Origin of the sequence: Mycetocola sp. 2940 (genome assembly GCF_040548835.1) — a bacterium.
In the GTDB taxonomy this organism is placed as follows: Bacteria; Actinomycetota; Actinomycetes; order Actinomycetales; family Microbacteriaceae; genus Mycetocola_A.
The window spans coordinates 427818-441276 of record NZ_JBEPSK010000001.1 but is presented as its reverse complement, the minus strand read 5'-3'; the positions used below and the strand labels follow the sequence as shown (position 1 = coordinate 441276).

Below are 13459 nucleotides of genomic sequence, written 5' to 3'. Positions count from 1 at the left end.
AATCGGCCAAACGGGAGGACGATTAACGGACTTCCAATCCTAAGGAGGCTGGTGATGTGCTACTCGTGGCATGAAGATGTCGAGAAGTCTGTACAGAACGATATCGCCCGGGAAGAGCCCCGAAAGACTGTGCCTGAAGGGTTCTCGGCGACCCAGGTCCGGCCAGAAAGGTCCAGATTCTGGACTTTCTCGATCGGTCGACGTGGACGCACGACCGAGGAGGCGAAGGCTGACCGTACTCTGGAAAAGGTATAGCGTCAGCAGGCAGGGAAGGCCTCGCTCATGGCGGGACCTTCCCGCTTTAATATCGCCCCGATTCACCGTCCTGGGAGGCGCACGCCCGAGTTCTTCAGCTCGAGATGAGCGAGCGCACGCATGACGGCCTCGTCACCTCGCCGCCAGGCGCCGACCGCGTCCGGATCAATCTTCGAAAGCGTCGAAACCTCCTGGGTGGCGAGGGCGCGCAGGGCGAAAAGGTCAATTCCTGCGCCGGACTTCACCGCCGCCCTGACCTGACCGGCCTTTCGAGCGAACCGGATACGCGGCACGAGCCACAGCACGAGGATCATCACTATCGGCAGGGCGGCGATTCCGACGCCCAGGCCCGTGGCGAGCTGGTTGATGGCGATCTGCTGGCTTTGCCCTGCGGCCTCGAGCGCCCCACCAGCACCGCTCGCATCGTCGAATGGCGCTCTGATCCCGCCTCCGATGAGCGGGATGCCGCCGAGAGCGCTGCCGACCTCCGTCATGGTTTGCTCGAAGCCCGCGCCCGCCTCTTCCATCTGCTCCCCGAACCCGGCGAGATTCTCGACGAGTTCGTACACGGTGAGGCCCAGCCACACCCACGCGCCAATCAGGGAGAGGGCGAGCACATCACCGGAGATCTGACGGGCCCTGCGCGGGCCGAAGTCGGAGTACAAAGTCATAGCCTCATGATGTCAGCCATTATCGTGGTGGCCGGTTATCGTAAAGCTTCACTGGGCGCGGGATTCGCCGATCCGGTCGTCAGCTCTTCTTCAACTCCTCCGCGAGCATCACGATGATGCCGCTGGGGCCGCGGACGTACGTGAGCTTGTAGACATCCTGGTACGTCGCCACTCCGCGAAGCGGATGACAGCCGTGCTTCGCGGCGATCTCCAGTGCTGTGTCGATGTCGTCGACGGAGAAGGCGACGCGGTGCATGCCGATCTCGTTCGGGCGAGTGGGGTCAGTTTCGATCGCATCGGGGTGGATGTATTCGAAGAGTTCGAGGCGACCGTGGCCGTCCGGCGTTTGGAGCATCGCGATCCTGGCGTGGTTGCCGTCAAGGCCGACGGCAGTGTCGGTCCACTCGCCACTGACGGTGTCACGGCCGATGAGCGTGAGTCCGAGGTCGGTGAAGAAGGCGATTGCTTCTTCGAGGTTGCGAACGGCGATGCCCACATTCTCCAGTTTGATGGCCATGCGTTGCACGCTACCAAGCCCGCGCCGATTGGTTCCAGTGGGTCGGGAGCATCAGCCATCCGGACGAGCGGCGCGAACGATCGCCGGCGCCGGCTCAACTGGCCGGGAGAAAGCCAGGAGACACCAGAAAGCGGTCGATCTCGATCCGGAGAGCGACCCGCGAGGGGTTCGGTCGAGGTTCGCGATATCGCGCGGAGTAGCAGGACACGGCGCGCGCGATCGAGACGTCGTCGGTCACGATGCGTGCTGTGCCCTCGATCGTCGACCAGTGCCGCCCATTCACCTGGCATGCGGCCACCTTGTCGTCGGCAGCCAGATGCCTGACCTTTCGTGAGCTTTCGTTGGTGATAACCCAGGCACATTGCTCGTCGAGGTCCAAAGCGACACCGACCGGAACAAGGTGGGGCCTGCCGTCAGGCCGAACGGACGCAAGAGTGCACAGGTGCCGTTCCGTCCAGAAGTTCAGGAGGAGCGAGGGGAAGAGTGTCCAATCGGGTGTCCACGAAGTCATCCGTTCATTCTCGCAGGCGCCCCGTCACTCAGGTCCCATGCCGGGAAGGACGGCGGTCAATGTGACGAGAGCGAAGGAGACCACGGCCAGCGGCGTGCGGATGGTCTGGCCGAGGTGCCACTGGTCGCGGAGCGCCTCCCAGTTCGCCGGTGGCGACTCCTGGCTCCACTCAGTCGCGAGGGCATTGACCGGCGCATTCAAGACCAGGGTCGCCACCACCGCACCGATCCAGCACAGGGCGGCCAGACTCGCCAGCGTCAACCGTACTGGACCCGTGGACCACACCGTCATGACGAGCAGGAGCAGCGACGCACCAGCCGCGATCGTGAGAGCGGGCATCATACGGCCGAGCGCTTCCTCGAAGCTGCGCTTGACCAGGACGAAGTCACGGGCATCCAGGCGGCTTTGCACGCGCACCTGTCCGAGCTGGGTGGCCAGGAAGCTTCCGGCTGTCAGCCCGACCAGCAGCAGGCTCACGAAGAGCACGCCAGGGGTGGCACGCTCCAGAACCGCTGGGAGTCCGTTGTTCACGATTGCAACTACTGGGGTCTCACTTGTGGTGTTCGCTATGGTCTTCGACGTCTGGCTCCGCACGCAGGACGTCAGCGATATCTTCCTCCGGACGCGGCGCGACGGTCTCGTCGATCTCGAGTTCCGGGATGGTCGGCTCGTCGGGGCCGGAGGTGTGCTCTGGAGAGGAGCGGTGTTTGTGGTGAGACACGGCGAGTCCTTCGGTAGATAACATCCACAGCGTATACCTGCCGGCGGTTGCGCAACCAGCTACCCGCACAGCCTTGGTCGCCTCTCTGGCCAAGACCCTCCCCACCGATCCGGAGAACGCGTTCGAGGACACCGATCGTGGAATCAATCTGATTCGCTCGCAGTCAGTGGGTGGACGTGATCACATAAGCGCTGGGCGGGTACGGTTAGTCATTCCCCTCGCATGCGGTCTGTCGACAAGTTGGTTTTCAACTCGATGCGCCGGTCACCGGAAGGTTCAAGTGGGATACGCACGGCCCCACCCTGTGCGCTATCGGCCTAATCACAGGGATGGGAGTAGCGGTCGCGGTGTTCGAGGTTCTGGGATTCGAAACGGCTGTGGCCTCCATCCTGATCACCTCGAGCATGGACACCGACGCTGCCGTCACACTGGCTGGGGAACTGTACGGCTCGCCGGCATTCCTCATCCCGCTGCTCGTCGGCCTCGGAGGCATCATCCTTAGGCTGTCGATGCTCGCCTCACCCTCTGGCGAAGTCGACTGGTAGCGATCGTTGTTCCGTCGTTGTTCGTTCTGTCTCAACTGGTGATCTTCGTTCCCCTTCCTGCAGGAGCGTCCCCCCATCCCGAGCTTTCTCCTTCTCGTCGTGCCTCTGGATGGCTGTTCAGTTGATTCGCCGCGTGCCCGGGGAACAGGTCTCTATCCCGACTGAGTCACCGTTGACGCAGAGAGATACGGTCGATTCGTAAGGTGTCTCATCCTTGGCTGTCGTGTACGCACCTAAGGCACGGCTGGCCACTGACGCCACGCGGGGAACATGTCATTCGCCTTGCTGTCGGTCAAATTGGTTGTCGCGAGGGTAGACAGATCGATTACAAGGATCTCGCCAACGTTCTCGCTGCCGTCCGCAGTGATCGCCAGCTTCGCGCTGTCGGGCGACCACGCAGGGGGCCAATGATCGTTCCCCGGAAGCCTTGTGATCCGTCGACCGGGGCCTCCATCAGCCGCCATCACGAAGATGTCGTCGTTCCATTCCACTGGATCGGAGGCGTTGGGGTCACCGGTTGTGGCGACATACGCGATGGATTTTCCGTCCGGAGACCAGGCAGGTTCGGCCAACCCGCTCTCGCCGTCTGCCAGGAGAGCTTCGCCGCTGCCATCCCGGTTCACAGTCCAGAGGCTTTCTTGAGACCCGCCGCGACTCGTGCTGAAAACAATGCGCTGGCCGTCGGGCGACCAGCTCGGCCAGGTGCCGTCAGAAGTGAGCAGGTGACGCTCGCCGCCATCACTATTCATCACATGGATCTGGGCGGCATCACCCTGCAACGTCCCATACACGATCTGCGCACCGTCCGGTGACCACGACGGCGTGATTTCGTTTACGTCTGCCGTGTCGGTCAGGTTGCGTAGCCCCGTCCCGTCGGCGTTGATAACGCAAATGTCGGCCCTGCTGATTTCAAGGTCGACCGCGGACATGAAGATTAGGCGCTCCCCGTCCGGAGACCATGAAGGTGTGGCCTCCGCCTCATCACTATTGGTCAGCTGGATAACATCCGAGCCGTCGGTCCCCATGAGCCAGAGATCGAAGCTGCCCGAGCGATCGGACGTGAACGCGATGGGACGTGCCGCGGGGTCGACCGTCGGAGATGTCACCGCTTTGCTGCACAGGTCTGTATCGGTCGAGTCGGCATCGGTCTCAACAGAGCCGGGCGAATCTGCTTCGGTCTGGAGCGTGCAGCCGCTGGCACAGAGAAGGGTCGCCATAGCTACTACCACCAGGCGTCTACATCTTGCACGATGCATATCCGCCTCCGACGCCATGTTGCGATCGTCGACCGAAGCGTCGACCGGCCGCGTGTGAGCCTGAACGTCTCATGAATACCCTGTGAAATCGAGGCACGCAAGGGGTGAGCTCGGTCACGCACGTGTCTCAACATAGGGGCGGCAGGGTGGACACCTTCTTCCCCTTGACGATCGCAAATCAACGTGCCTAGTTTCCCCTATCAGGCCTTAATGCCTGCATGTCGTCGGCTTACCCGTTAGGACAACAATCATGAGCGCGACATCGGCCCACGCTGGTCCTCGAACATCGAACTCTGAAGACAAGCCGTCGCAGAAATCACGACCGTCCCGTCGACGACGCGTGGTCGGTGCCATTGGCATCGCCGTCCTTGTCGTACTGGCTCTACTCCTCGTCTCGACCATCACCAACGCCGCACTCGATCAGGTCGAGCGCTCGAACGTCGTCGCCTACGGCGAACGCGTCGACGTGGCGGGCGGCGCCCTGAACGTCTACCGACACGGCGACAGCGGACCAACCATCGTCATGCTCGGTGGTTACAGCACTGCTTCCCCCGCGCTCGATTACGCTCCACTGATCCGCGAGCTCGACGGTTACCGAACCGTCGTCGTCGAAGGTTTCGGTTACGGTTACAGCGACCACACCGCACCGCCCCGCACCGTCGAAAACATCACCGCCGAACTGCATCAGGCCCTGGAGCAGGTCGGGGTCGACGAGCCCTACATCCTGCTGGGCCATTCCATCGCCGGGATTTACAACCTCTACTACGCCAACCGGTATCGCGACGAAGTCTCCGCTGTCATCGGCATCGACTCCTCCGTCCCCGGCCAGATCAACGGCCTTGCCGGGCAAGGCAGCCCCCTGAACCGGCTGTTGGCGGCCACCGGGCTGCTTCGGGTGGCCTCGGCCGTGGCGCCGTCCTTGATTGATCCCGATGGGGACGCATACACCGCACGGGAGCGGGAGCAAATGCGGTCGATGAAGAACTGGAACTTCGGGAACGCCGCCGTGCTGGACGAGGCGAACCATGGCGCGCAGAACTTCGAAGCGGTCCGCGACATGACTTACCCGGCCGACCTGCCGGTGCTTTTCTTCATCAAGAAGGAGGGCAATCAGCCGCGATGGAGGGAACTCCACGAGGCTCAGTTGGCGAACCTTGAGCGCGGAGAATTGATCGAACTTGACGGTGGTCACTATCTCCATTGGACTCAGTCCGAAGTTCTTGCCGAGCACATCGACGAGTTCCTCAGTTTCGCTGCGGCAGGCCGGTGAAAGCTCGAACAGTGCGTTCGTCCGGGGCGGGACGGGCCGTATTTTTCGGGTGCTCCTCGACAAATGCAAGGGGCTACCCGGTCTTCGTGCGGCCTGCTTACAGTTCTGGATGGGCGCGCGCTCGCGCACCACCACCACCTATAGAAGGAGACGCAATGAGCACGAAGGTTGAAAAAAGCATCCTCGTTAATGTCCCGCTCAGCATCGCGTACAACCAGTGGACTCAGTTTGAAGAGTTCCCTCACTTCATGAGCGGCATCAAGTCCGTCACGCAGCTCGATGACGAGCACCTGACCTGGGTCGCGGAAATCGCCGGTGTGCGTCGGCAGTGGGACGCAAAGATACTGGAGCAGGTGCCCGACAAGAAGGTGTCGTGGGCTGCCACGGAGGGAGCGACCAACGCGGGGTCGGTGACGTTTGAGGATGTCGGGGGAGGACAGACCCAGGTGCATCTCGTCCTCGAGTACGAGCCCGAGGGGCTGGTCGAGAAGATCGGCGACAAGTTGAACGTCGTCGAGAACCAGGCGGAAGGCGACCTGGACCGGTTCAAAACGTTCATCGAATCCGAAGGCTATGCCACAGGAGCGTGGCGCGGGTCTGTGGGAACCGGAACCGCTAGCGATGAGCCAGGGATTGAGACAGCTTCCAGTTCACGCGGTGACAGTGGCAAGGCGGGAATTTCGGGCAAGGTCGCGGCGGGCGTCGGTCTCGCCGCCGCTGCAGCTGCTGCAGCTGGTGTCGCAGCCAGCAAGAAGAATCGCGACGACACAGCAGACGTGGAAACCGACGTCACGCTGACCCCCGCCGACGAGGCGCTGCCAGACCCAACGCTCCCCGGGGTAGACAGCGCCGAGGCGGGCGTCACCCTGGAGGAAGATCCGGTGCTCAGGAAGAACCGCGCCGAAGGCGGCTCTCTAGCCCCATGACCCCGCCGTAGCAACGTCGAGCCCCAGCCGCCAGCCACCTGGTCCCGCCACGGGACGGGTGGCTGGCGACGTGTGAACGACGAACGGATGTCACCGCGTCGGCAACCGCGTCGGCAACCACGTCGACGGGCGCAACCCCCTCGCGCAGGGATGATCGCGGGAATATGGTGCATCCGTGACTGCAGCGCATGAAAAGGCTCCGGTTCGGGAGCCAGACTCGACCGATCGTCCCTTCCCGATCGAGGATTATGCGCTGATTGGAGATTTGCACACCGCGGCGCTCATCTCGCGAAAGGGGACGCTGGACTGGCTGTGCATGCCACGCTTCGACTCGCCCTCCATGTTCGCGGCTCTCGTAGGTCCGGAAGACGCCGGTCACTGGACGCTCGCCCCTCGTGGTCGCGTGACACACACGGAACGTGCATATCTTCCTGGCACCTTCGTGCTGCGCACCCTGTGGCGCACCGAAGAGGGCGAGGCCGAGGTGATCGAATTCATGCCGCTTCACGACGAGCGCGCCAACCTCGTCCGGCGGGTGAGAGGGCTGCGCGGCCGGGTTTCCTTCCGCCAGATCCTGCGTGTTCGATTCGACTACAGCGCCGCGGTGCCCTGGATCCGGCAGCTCCCGTATGACGGCGGAACAGCGCTGCTGGCGACGGCGGGTCCGGATGCCGTGCTGATCACCGGCCCACGGTTGAGCGCTGACGGTCTCCGCCACATCGCCGATTTCGACGTAGCGGAAGACGAGATCGTCGACCTCGTGTTGACCTGGTACGCGTCGTATCTGGAGCCTCCGGAGCCGACCGACGTCGATGGGGCGCTCCGTCGAACCTTAGCCTGGTGGCAGGACTGGGCTCGTCGGAGCAATCCGCCAGCGCCGTTCGACGAACAGGTGCAGCGGTCCCTTCTCGTTCTGCGCGCCCTCACCCACGAAAAGACCGGTGGCATCGTTGCGGCCGCAACCATGAGCCTCCCTGAGGAGCACCGCGGTGTGCGCAACTGGGATTACCGCTACGTCTGGCTGCGCGATGCAGCCCTGACGATCGAGGTGCTCATGACGCACGGATACCGGGCGGAAGCTGAGGAGTGGCGGCAGTGGCTATTGCGCGCGATCGCCGGCGACCCCGCGGATGTGCAGATCATGTACTCACTCGACGGGCAGCGCAGGCTACCTGAGTTCGAGGTCCCGGAGCTGTCCGGGTACGGAGGCGCGGTTCCTGTGCGAGTCGGGAATGCGGCGTATCTGCAGCGTCAGTGGGACATTTTCGGTGAAGTGATGGTGGCGCTGCACGGCGCACGCACCGCAGGCCTCGAGGAGACGGAAGCGTCATGGCCGCTGCAGTTGGCCTTGCTGGGGTTCCTGGAGAAGAACTGGCAGAAGCCCGACCGGGGAATCTGGGAGATCCGCGGCGATGAGCGGCATTTCACCCATTCCCGCGCGATGGTGTGGGCGGCCTTCGACCGTGGGGCCCGCGGCATCACCGAGTTCGGCCTGCCCGGCAACGCGGAGCGGTGGGGGTCACTGCGGGATCAGGTGCGCGATGAGATCATGGCACGCGGATACGACGAGCAGCGCAACACGTTCGTCCAGCACTACGGCGCGGATGCGGTCGATGCTTCGTTGTTGCAACTCCCGCAGATCGGATTCCTCCCCGCAAACGACCCCCGGATGCTCGGGACGGTCGCCGCCATCGAGGACGAACTGATGGTGGACGGCCTTCTCCTGCGCTATCGCCCGGAGACGGGAGTAGACGGGCTGGCCGGGACGGAGCATCCGTTTCTGGCCTGCTCGTTCTGGCTGGTCGAACAGTACGCCGCATCGGGGCGCGTGTCGGACGCGAGGGAGTTGATGGGTCGACTCACGTCGCTGGTCAACGACCTGGGACTGCTCAGCGAAGAATATGACCCTGGTCGGCGCCGACAGGTGGGAAATCTGCCGCAGGCGCTTTCGCATCTCAGTCTGGTGAGAGCCGCCGATGCCATCGCCGCTGCAGAGAAGGGCGAGGAGGAGCAGTTGCCCCTCGTGCGCGGCGAATCCGAGGGCGAGCAGGCGGCTGAGGCGAACCGGTCCGGCGACGATGAGCTTGCGTCCGCAACGGGTGAAACCGGGAAGGGAAGGTGACGGCGGTTTCAGTCGTGCTTGCCCAGGCGGCGCACGAGCGGTGCCTTCCCGAGCGCGGTGCGCTCGACGGCTGCGACCACTTCTACGTCAACACCGGTTCCGACCACTCGGGCTGATGCCAGTGCCGCCAGGACGTCGGCACGTACCTGTTCCGCCGATGCGCCCGGCGCCAGGCCGGCCAGGAGGATTCGGAGGGATGCCGGCTCCTGAATGACCTGCCATCCCGCGACGGTTGCCTGGTCCAGCACGTCGTGGAAAACGTTCGGGTGGACGCTCACCGCGCCTGGCACTCCGGGCAGGAAAAGCACGTCCTCCGCTCGTCCTTCGATGCCGGTGAGAAGCGCAAAGGAACGACCGCACGGGCAATTCCGGCCGCCGATTCGGACGCTGTCGGACATCTCATAGCGGATCAACGGCAGGGTGCGTGAGAACAAGACAGTGACCAGAATCTTCGAACCGATTGTGCCGATCGGGACCGGCAATCCGGCCTGGTCGACGGGTTCGAGGATTACCTGGTCTTCATAGATGTGTCTGTTGTGGAACACGCACGGCGAGGCGATGCCTGCCGTTTCGGTTGCGGCGTAGATGTCGAACGGTTCCGATCCCCAGGCCGTCCGCATCTCTTCGGCAGCAGTGTCGCTCAGCACCTCCGAAACGGACATCACCGACTGCGGAGAGATCCGCAACCGCCCCGCGCTCTGCTCGGCGGCCAACGGTCTGAGGCCAGAGGCATAGCCGACAAGGAGACGGGGCTGGAAAGCATTGAGCTCGGCGACCGTCTCGGCCACGGGGCTCGTCACGTCCAGCCGGAGTGCCGGCAGCACCCGGGACTGGAGTGCGGCTCCGACCCCGGCCGACTGGTGCGTCGGTGTGCGCGAGCCCACGAGCGCGACGCGAAGTGGATGAGTCAATCCGGCCGGCACTCCGGCCCAGTCATTGGCCCTGGCGTAAGAGGCGAGCGCTGTCGCCCATTCGTGCCGATTCCAGAGGAAGATGCCCCGCCGCCCTGTCGTTCCTGCCGTCGCCGATACCCACCACCGACCTCTCCACGGGCGGCCGGGGTCCGCGCCGGATGTCACCAGGGTTCGCAGGTATCGCTCCACGTCTGCTAGCCGGAGACCGGAAGCGGTCACGGTCTGATCGAAGTGAGCCATCAGGTCCGCCTTCGTAACGGGAGGCAGTTGAGCCAGCGGCGCATCGAGCAGGCCAGCGTGGTGCTGCCGGTAGAACTCCGAACCCGCGTAGGCAGCGCGCCGCAGATCTCGCAGGGCTCTCGCCTGATGCGCTTCGATCTGGTCGGGGCTCCACCGGTCCCGGCTCTTCCAGCGCGAGCGGAGAAAGAGAAGCTCTGACAGAACGCGAGTGTCCATGCGACGTCTGTGCTGCGAGGTCAGCTCAGCCAGCGCCACCAGCGTGACGGTTCGGGCGGCTCCGGTGCCGGTCCCTCGCCCAGGGCCCGAGCGGCCTCGACGATGTCGTCGGTGGTGAGTGTCATGACATCGTCTCGATCGAGTGCGTCGAGACTCCGGCCCTCGTCACGTGACAGCCTCAATGCCTGTCGATTGAGCGCCTGCTCAAAGAGCGTGCGGGCGAAGCGCGCGTTTCCGGAGTCTTCGCCCGCGTGAAGGCCGGAGAGGATGCGGCGCAACATCTGGTCGGCGCCCGGCTCCAGCGTATATTCGTGCTGGATCAACATCCGATTGAAGATCGCCTCGAGGGCCTCGATCGAGTAGTCCGGGAAGGTGATTTCTCGCGCGAAGCGGGAACGCAGACCGGGGTTCGACAGAAGGAACGACTCCATCAGCCGCGGATAGCCGGCCACAATGACTACGAGGCGGTGGCGGTGATCCTCCATCCGCTTGAGCAGGACCTCGATCGCCTCCGGGCCGAAATCCATCCGGCCGTCCTCAGGGGCGAGGGCGTAGGCCTCGTCGATGAACAGTACGCCGTCCAGCGCCCGCCTGATCACCCGGTCCGTCTTGATGGCCGTCGCGCCGACATACTGCCCGACCAGACCCGATCGGTCGACCTCGACCAGGTGCCCTTTCTGCAGCAAGCCGACCGCGCGGTACATCTCCGCCAGCAGCCGGGCGACAGTTGTCTTGCCTGTCCCCGGATTTCCAAGGAACACCAGATGCTGCGAAGTAGCGACTTCCGGCAGGCCATGCGCCTTACGGCGTGCTTGCACCTGAAGCAGCGCGACGAGGGCACGCACCTGTTCCTTTACGGTTTCCAGCCCGATGAGTGCGTCAAGTTCGGCCTGCACCTCTGAGAGAGGTCGCGCCGGCCCGGGGCGCCCGCCGAAGAGGTCACCGACCAGGTCATCAACCCGTTCTGAACCCGGCAGCTTGAGCTGCTCCGCCAGATGGCCGAGCGTTTCGCGCAGGTCATCGATCGGATTGCGTTTGGCAGCCATACGTTTCTCCCGTGGCGGTTGGGTAGACCGCGAGAAAAGATTCGCGGTGGATCAGTCTAGTTCTGCTCCTTCAGTGTGAGAGCCTGCCGTTGCCATCGGTGCACGTCCGGCAGCCAGTCCAACGTGGCTGATGGGCCGACCCTCTGGTCGTCGATGACACCGCCGTCCCGCAGGTCCTCCACGTACGCCCGATCCTGTTCGATGCGTGCTCGCACGTGCTCGCCTGTACCGATGGAGCCATGGCCGGGGATTACAACATCGACGTCGTTGGCCGCGCGCTCGAACAGGCGCAGCGCCGAGAGGTAGTCGTCAATCGGATCGGCGGCCTCCAGGTCGAGGAACGGCATCAGGATGTCAGAAAGCATGTCGCCGGCGACAAGGACGCGACGATCCTCGATCAGCAGTGCTGCATGACCCGGGGCATGCGCGCGGTGCTCGATGATGCGGACCGTGGGGCCATCCCAGGGAATTTGCCGAGTTTCCGCGGGCAGACCGGTGATAAGACCGAGCTGGTCCATCGGAATGTCCTCGGCGTACTCCGGCGGGAGCCCCTCGGCGATGCGGTCCTCCCAGTCCGGTCCCGACAACAGATCTCGAATGGAAGCCGCGCAGCGGGCTGTGCCGTAACGGGGCGCGTCGCCGAAGTCCGGATGCCAGAGCAGGTGATCCCAATCAGGATGCGTGGAGAAGCCTGCGACGACGGGCAGACCCAACGCGCCGATGTCGCGCGCGATATCCGCCATCTCGGCACTCGTTATTCCTGGGTCTATGAGCAACACACCGTCCCGGCCCTTCACCACGATGGAATTACTCTGGATGAACTCGCTCTCGTGGATGAGAACGCCCTCGGTGACTTGCTTCAGCATGAGACATCTTCCACTTGTGGTTTGCGCCTGCCTTCGCCATCACGTCGGCAGCACCTCGGCGAGGTAATCGCAGATGTCGGGAAAGGTCGCGTGCGGGCCTGAGACGCGAACCAAATCTTCGGAGAGGGTGATCCCACCAGGGGTCGAGTCATTCTCACTGTCGAAGACGTACCTGGTGGCGATCGATCCGCTCTCCCGAAGAATTGCATTCCCTTCGGAATCGCGGAAGATGAAGTGCCCCGCGTCATTCGCGACGTATTCGAAGACGCCGTCGCCCAGTGCGCGTGGCTGGATCTCAACGAGGACGCCTTTGCCCTCGACCGTGATCAGGTCTCCAGTCGCCGGGTTGCTATACGTTTCGGTGAAGTTGTAGCGGACAGAGAACTTGAAGAACTGGCCATCCGTGGAAGGTGTGGCGTCGCGAACCGTGACTCGGTCGCGGAACTCGGTGGTCACGACGTATGCGCCGCCGCATTGCTCCGAACTGAACGTGCCTTCGTAGGTCTCCTGCTCGACCGGCGCCGCCGCATGTGCCGGCGTAGCAGCGGCCACTCCGGCGGCGACGAGCGCGAGACCAATGACGGTCGCTTGACACTTCATGGACGTCTCCTTCGATCGATTCTGAGGGTCGCCCGGGGACTGCGACCCGAGAGATTAGGGCGAAACGGGTCCAGCTTTGACCCGCCCAGGGGCGCTGTCAAGGGACCCAATCGAATGGGTACGCGGTCACGGTCGGAAAGGAGCACCGAACATTGCTTCGCCGAAGACCAAAGGATGAACGAAGGGCGGCATGCCTCGCCAGGTGGCGCTCTCGGCCGCGGTGATTGTGAACTGTGACGCGATCGTCGTGAGCGTGTCGCGGTTGCATCGGCAACCATCCGCGATCACGGCCCATGCATCCGCGCAGCGGTCCTGCCAGCCCGCCAGCCGCAGTGAGCCGGAACGAACGTGTTCGCAAAACAAGAGCCGGCCGTCCGGGCGAAGCACTCTCCGCACCTCAGCCAGCGCGCGCTCAGGGTCGGTCACGGTGCACAACACCAGGGTCGAAACCACCGTGTCGAAGGATCCGTCCTCGAACGGGAGCGCTTCTGCAGGTGCCGCAACGATGTGAGCCGAACGGCCCAGCTGCGACCTCCGCCTCCTCAGCCGGTCTGCCATCGGCTCGGCTGGTTCCGCCAGGATCAGATCATCGATGGCATCCGGATAGAGGTCAAGGTTGAGCCCGGTTCCGGCCCCGATCTCGAGAACCCGCCCGCGGGCGGCGCGAAGGAGACGGCGACGTCTGGACTGCATGCCGAGTCGCTCCCCGAACCACAGGAACGGGTCGTAGATGCTGGCAGTGAAACGGCTTCCGACTTTCTCGGTCATGGGGTCTCCGATCCT

Annotated in this window: 15 protein-coding genes; 4 read left to right on the top strand and 11 right to left on the bottom strand. The window is 63.8% G+C overall.

Annotated elements, in window-relative coordinates:
• Positions 1 to 317: 317 nt before the first annotated feature.
• The 5 genes from ABIE24_RS02115 to ABIE24_RS02095 form a co-directional block, all read right to left on the bottom strand.
• A complete protein-coding gene (locus ABIE24_RS02115; protein ID WP_354496321.1) occupies positions 318 to 926 on the bottom strand; it encodes a hypothetical protein in 609 nt (202 codons plus the stop codon).
• A 79-nt stretch (positions 927 to 1005) separates the two neighbouring features.
• Positions 1006 to 1443, bottom strand: a complete 438-nt coding sequence (locus ABIE24_RS02110) for a VOC family protein (RefSeq protein ID WP_354496319.1) — start codon at positions 1441 to 1443, stop codon at positions 1006 to 1008.
• Positions 1444 to 1537: 94 nt separating this feature from the next.
• Positions 1538 to 1954: a pyridoxamine 5'-phosphate oxidase family protein gene (locus ABIE24_RS02105; protein ID WP_354496318.1), complete on the bottom strand. Its 417-nt coding sequence runs from the start codon at positions 1952 to 1954 to the stop codon at positions 1538 to 1540.
• Between the two features lie 24 nt (positions 1955 to 1978).
• Entirely contained in the window at positions 1979 to 2485 is a 507-nt protein-coding gene (locus ABIE24_RS02100) for an anthrone oxygenase family protein (RefSeq protein WP_354496316.1), read from the bottom strand.
• Between the two features lie 19 nt (positions 2486 to 2504).
• Positions 2505 to 2699, bottom strand: a complete 195-nt coding sequence (locus tag ABIE24_RS02095) for a hypothetical protein (RefSeq protein WP_354496314.1) — start codon at positions 2697 to 2699, stop codon at positions 2505 to 2507.
• A gap of 305 nt (positions 2700 to 3004) precedes the next feature.
• Between ABIE24_RS02095 and ABIE24_RS02090 the strand changes: the two genes are divergently transcribed.
• A complete protein-coding gene (locus ABIE24_RS02090) occupies positions 3005 to 3220 on the top strand; it encodes a hypothetical protein (protein WP_354496312.1) in 216 nt (71 codons plus the stop codon).
• 233 nt (positions 3221 to 3453) lie between these two features.
• Here ABIE24_RS02090 and ABIE24_RS02085 read toward each other — a convergent pair whose 3' ends face one another.
• Positions 3454 to 4437, bottom strand: coding sequence for a TolB family protein (locus tag ABIE24_RS02085; RefSeq protein ID WP_354496310.1), 984 nt, complete (start codon positions 4435 to 4437; stop codon positions 3454 to 3456).
• A gap of 289 nt (positions 4438 to 4726) precedes the next feature.
• On the opposite strand from ABIE24_RS02085, the gene ABIE24_RS02080 reads away from it, so the two are divergent.
• From ABIE24_RS02080 to ABIE24_RS02070, 3 genes are all read left to right on the top strand, one after another.
• Positions 4727 to 5746 carry an alpha/beta fold hydrolase gene (locus tag ABIE24_RS02080; RefSeq protein ID WP_354496308.1) on the top strand — a complete coding sequence of 340 codons (1020 nt, stop codon included), beginning with the start codon at positions 4727 to 4729 and terminating at the stop codon, positions 5744 to 5746.
• Positions 5747 to 5901: 155 nt separating this feature from the next.
• Entirely contained in the window at positions 5902 to 6672 is a 771-nt protein-coding gene (locus tag ABIE24_RS02075) for an SRPBCC family protein (protein ID WP_354496306.1), read from the top strand.
• 238 nt (positions 6673 to 6910) lie between these two features.
• Positions 6911 to 8794, top strand: coding sequence for a glycoside hydrolase family 15 protein (locus tag ABIE24_RS02070; RefSeq protein WP_354496437.1), 1884 nt, complete (start codon positions 6911 to 6913; stop codon positions 8792 to 8794).
• An 8-nt stretch (positions 8795 to 8802) separates the two neighbouring features.
• On the opposite strand, the gene ABIE24_RS02065 is transcribed toward ABIE24_RS02070, so the two are convergent.
• The 5 genes from ABIE24_RS02065 to ABIE24_RS02045 all read right to left on the bottom strand — a co-directional run bounded on the left by ABIE24_RS02065 (position 8803) and on the right by ABIE24_RS02045 (position 13444).
• Complete coding sequence (locus tag ABIE24_RS02065; protein WP_354496305.1) at positions 8803 to 10164, bottom strand: phenylacetate--CoA ligase family protein; 1362 nt, start codon at positions 10162 to 10164, stop codon at positions 8803 to 8805.
• Positions 10165 to 10184: 20 nt separating this feature from the next.
• Positions 10185 to 11210, bottom strand: a complete 1026-nt coding sequence (locus ABIE24_RS02060; protein WP_354496303.1) for an AAA family ATPase — start codon at positions 11208 to 11210, stop codon at positions 10185 to 10187.
• A gap of 56 nt (positions 11211 to 11266) precedes the next feature.
• Positions 11267 to 12076 (bottom strand): MBL fold metallo-hydrolase, encoded by an 810-nt coding sequence (locus ABIE24_RS02055; protein WP_354496301.1) that lies wholly within the window; start codon positions 12074 to 12076, stop codon positions 11267 to 11269.
• 39 nt (positions 12077 to 12115) lie between these two features.
• Entirely contained in the window at positions 12116 to 12676 is a 561-nt protein-coding gene (locus tag ABIE24_RS02050; protein WP_354496299.1) for a hypothetical protein, read from the bottom strand.
• A 126-nt stretch (positions 12677 to 12802) separates the two neighbouring features.
• Entirely contained in the window at positions 12803 to 13444 is a 642-nt protein-coding gene (locus ABIE24_RS02045; RefSeq protein ID WP_354496297.1) for a class I SAM-dependent methyltransferase, read from the bottom strand.
• Positions 13445 to 13459: the final 15 nt, after the last annotated feature.

Coding starts and splice junctions, on each gene's coding strand:
- ABIE24_RS02055 (WP_354496301.1), bottom strand. CDS start 12,076: ATGCTGAAGCAAGTCACCGAGGGCGTTCTCATCCACGAGAGCGAGTTC.
- ABIE24_RS02060 (WP_354496303.1), bottom strand. CDS start 11,210: ATGGCTGCCAAACGCAATCCGATCGATGACCTGCGCGAAACGCTCGGC.
- ABIE24_RS02095 (WP_354496314.1), bottom strand. CDS start 2,699: ATGTTATCTACCGAAGGACTCGCCGTGTCTCACCACAAACACCGCTCC.
- ABIE24_RS02085 (WP_354496310.1), bottom strand. CDS start 4,437: ATGGCGACCCTTCTCTGTGCCAGCGGCTGCACGCTCCAGACCGAAGCA.
- ABIE24_RS02075 (WP_354496306.1), top strand. CDS start 5,902: ATGAGCACGAAGGTTGAAAAAAGCATCCTCGTTAATGTCCCGCTCAGC.
- ABIE24_RS02090 (WP_354496312.1), top strand. CDS start 3,005: ATGGGAGTAGCGGTCGCGGTGTTCGAGGTTCTGGGATTCGAAACGGCT.
- ABIE24_RS02115 (WP_354496321.1), bottom strand. CDS start 926: ATGACTTTGTACTCCGACTTCGGCCCGCGCAGGGCCCGTCAGATCTCC.
- ABIE24_RS02080 (WP_354496308.1), top strand. CDS start 4,727: ATGAGCGCGACATCGGCCCACGCTGGTCCTCGAACATCGAACTCTGAA.
- ABIE24_RS02050 (WP_354496299.1), bottom strand. CDS start 12,676: ATGAAGTGTCAAGCGACCGTCATTGGTCTCGCGCTCGTCGCCGCCGGA.
- ABIE24_RS02045 (WP_354496297.1), bottom strand. CDS start 13,444: ATGACCGAGAAAGTCGGAAGCCGTTTCACTGCCAGCATCTACGACCCG.
- ABIE24_RS02065 (WP_354496305.1), bottom strand. CDS start 10,164: ATGGACACTCGCGTTCTGTCAGAGCTTCTCTTTCTCCGCTCGCGCTGG.
- ABIE24_RS02110 (WP_354496319.1), bottom strand. CDS start 1,443: ATGGCCATCAAACTGGAGAATGTGGGCATCGCCGTTCGCAACCTCGAA.
- ABIE24_RS02105 (WP_354496318.1), bottom strand. CDS start 1,954: ATGACTTCGTGGACACCCGATTGGACACTCTTCCCCTCGCTCCTCCTG.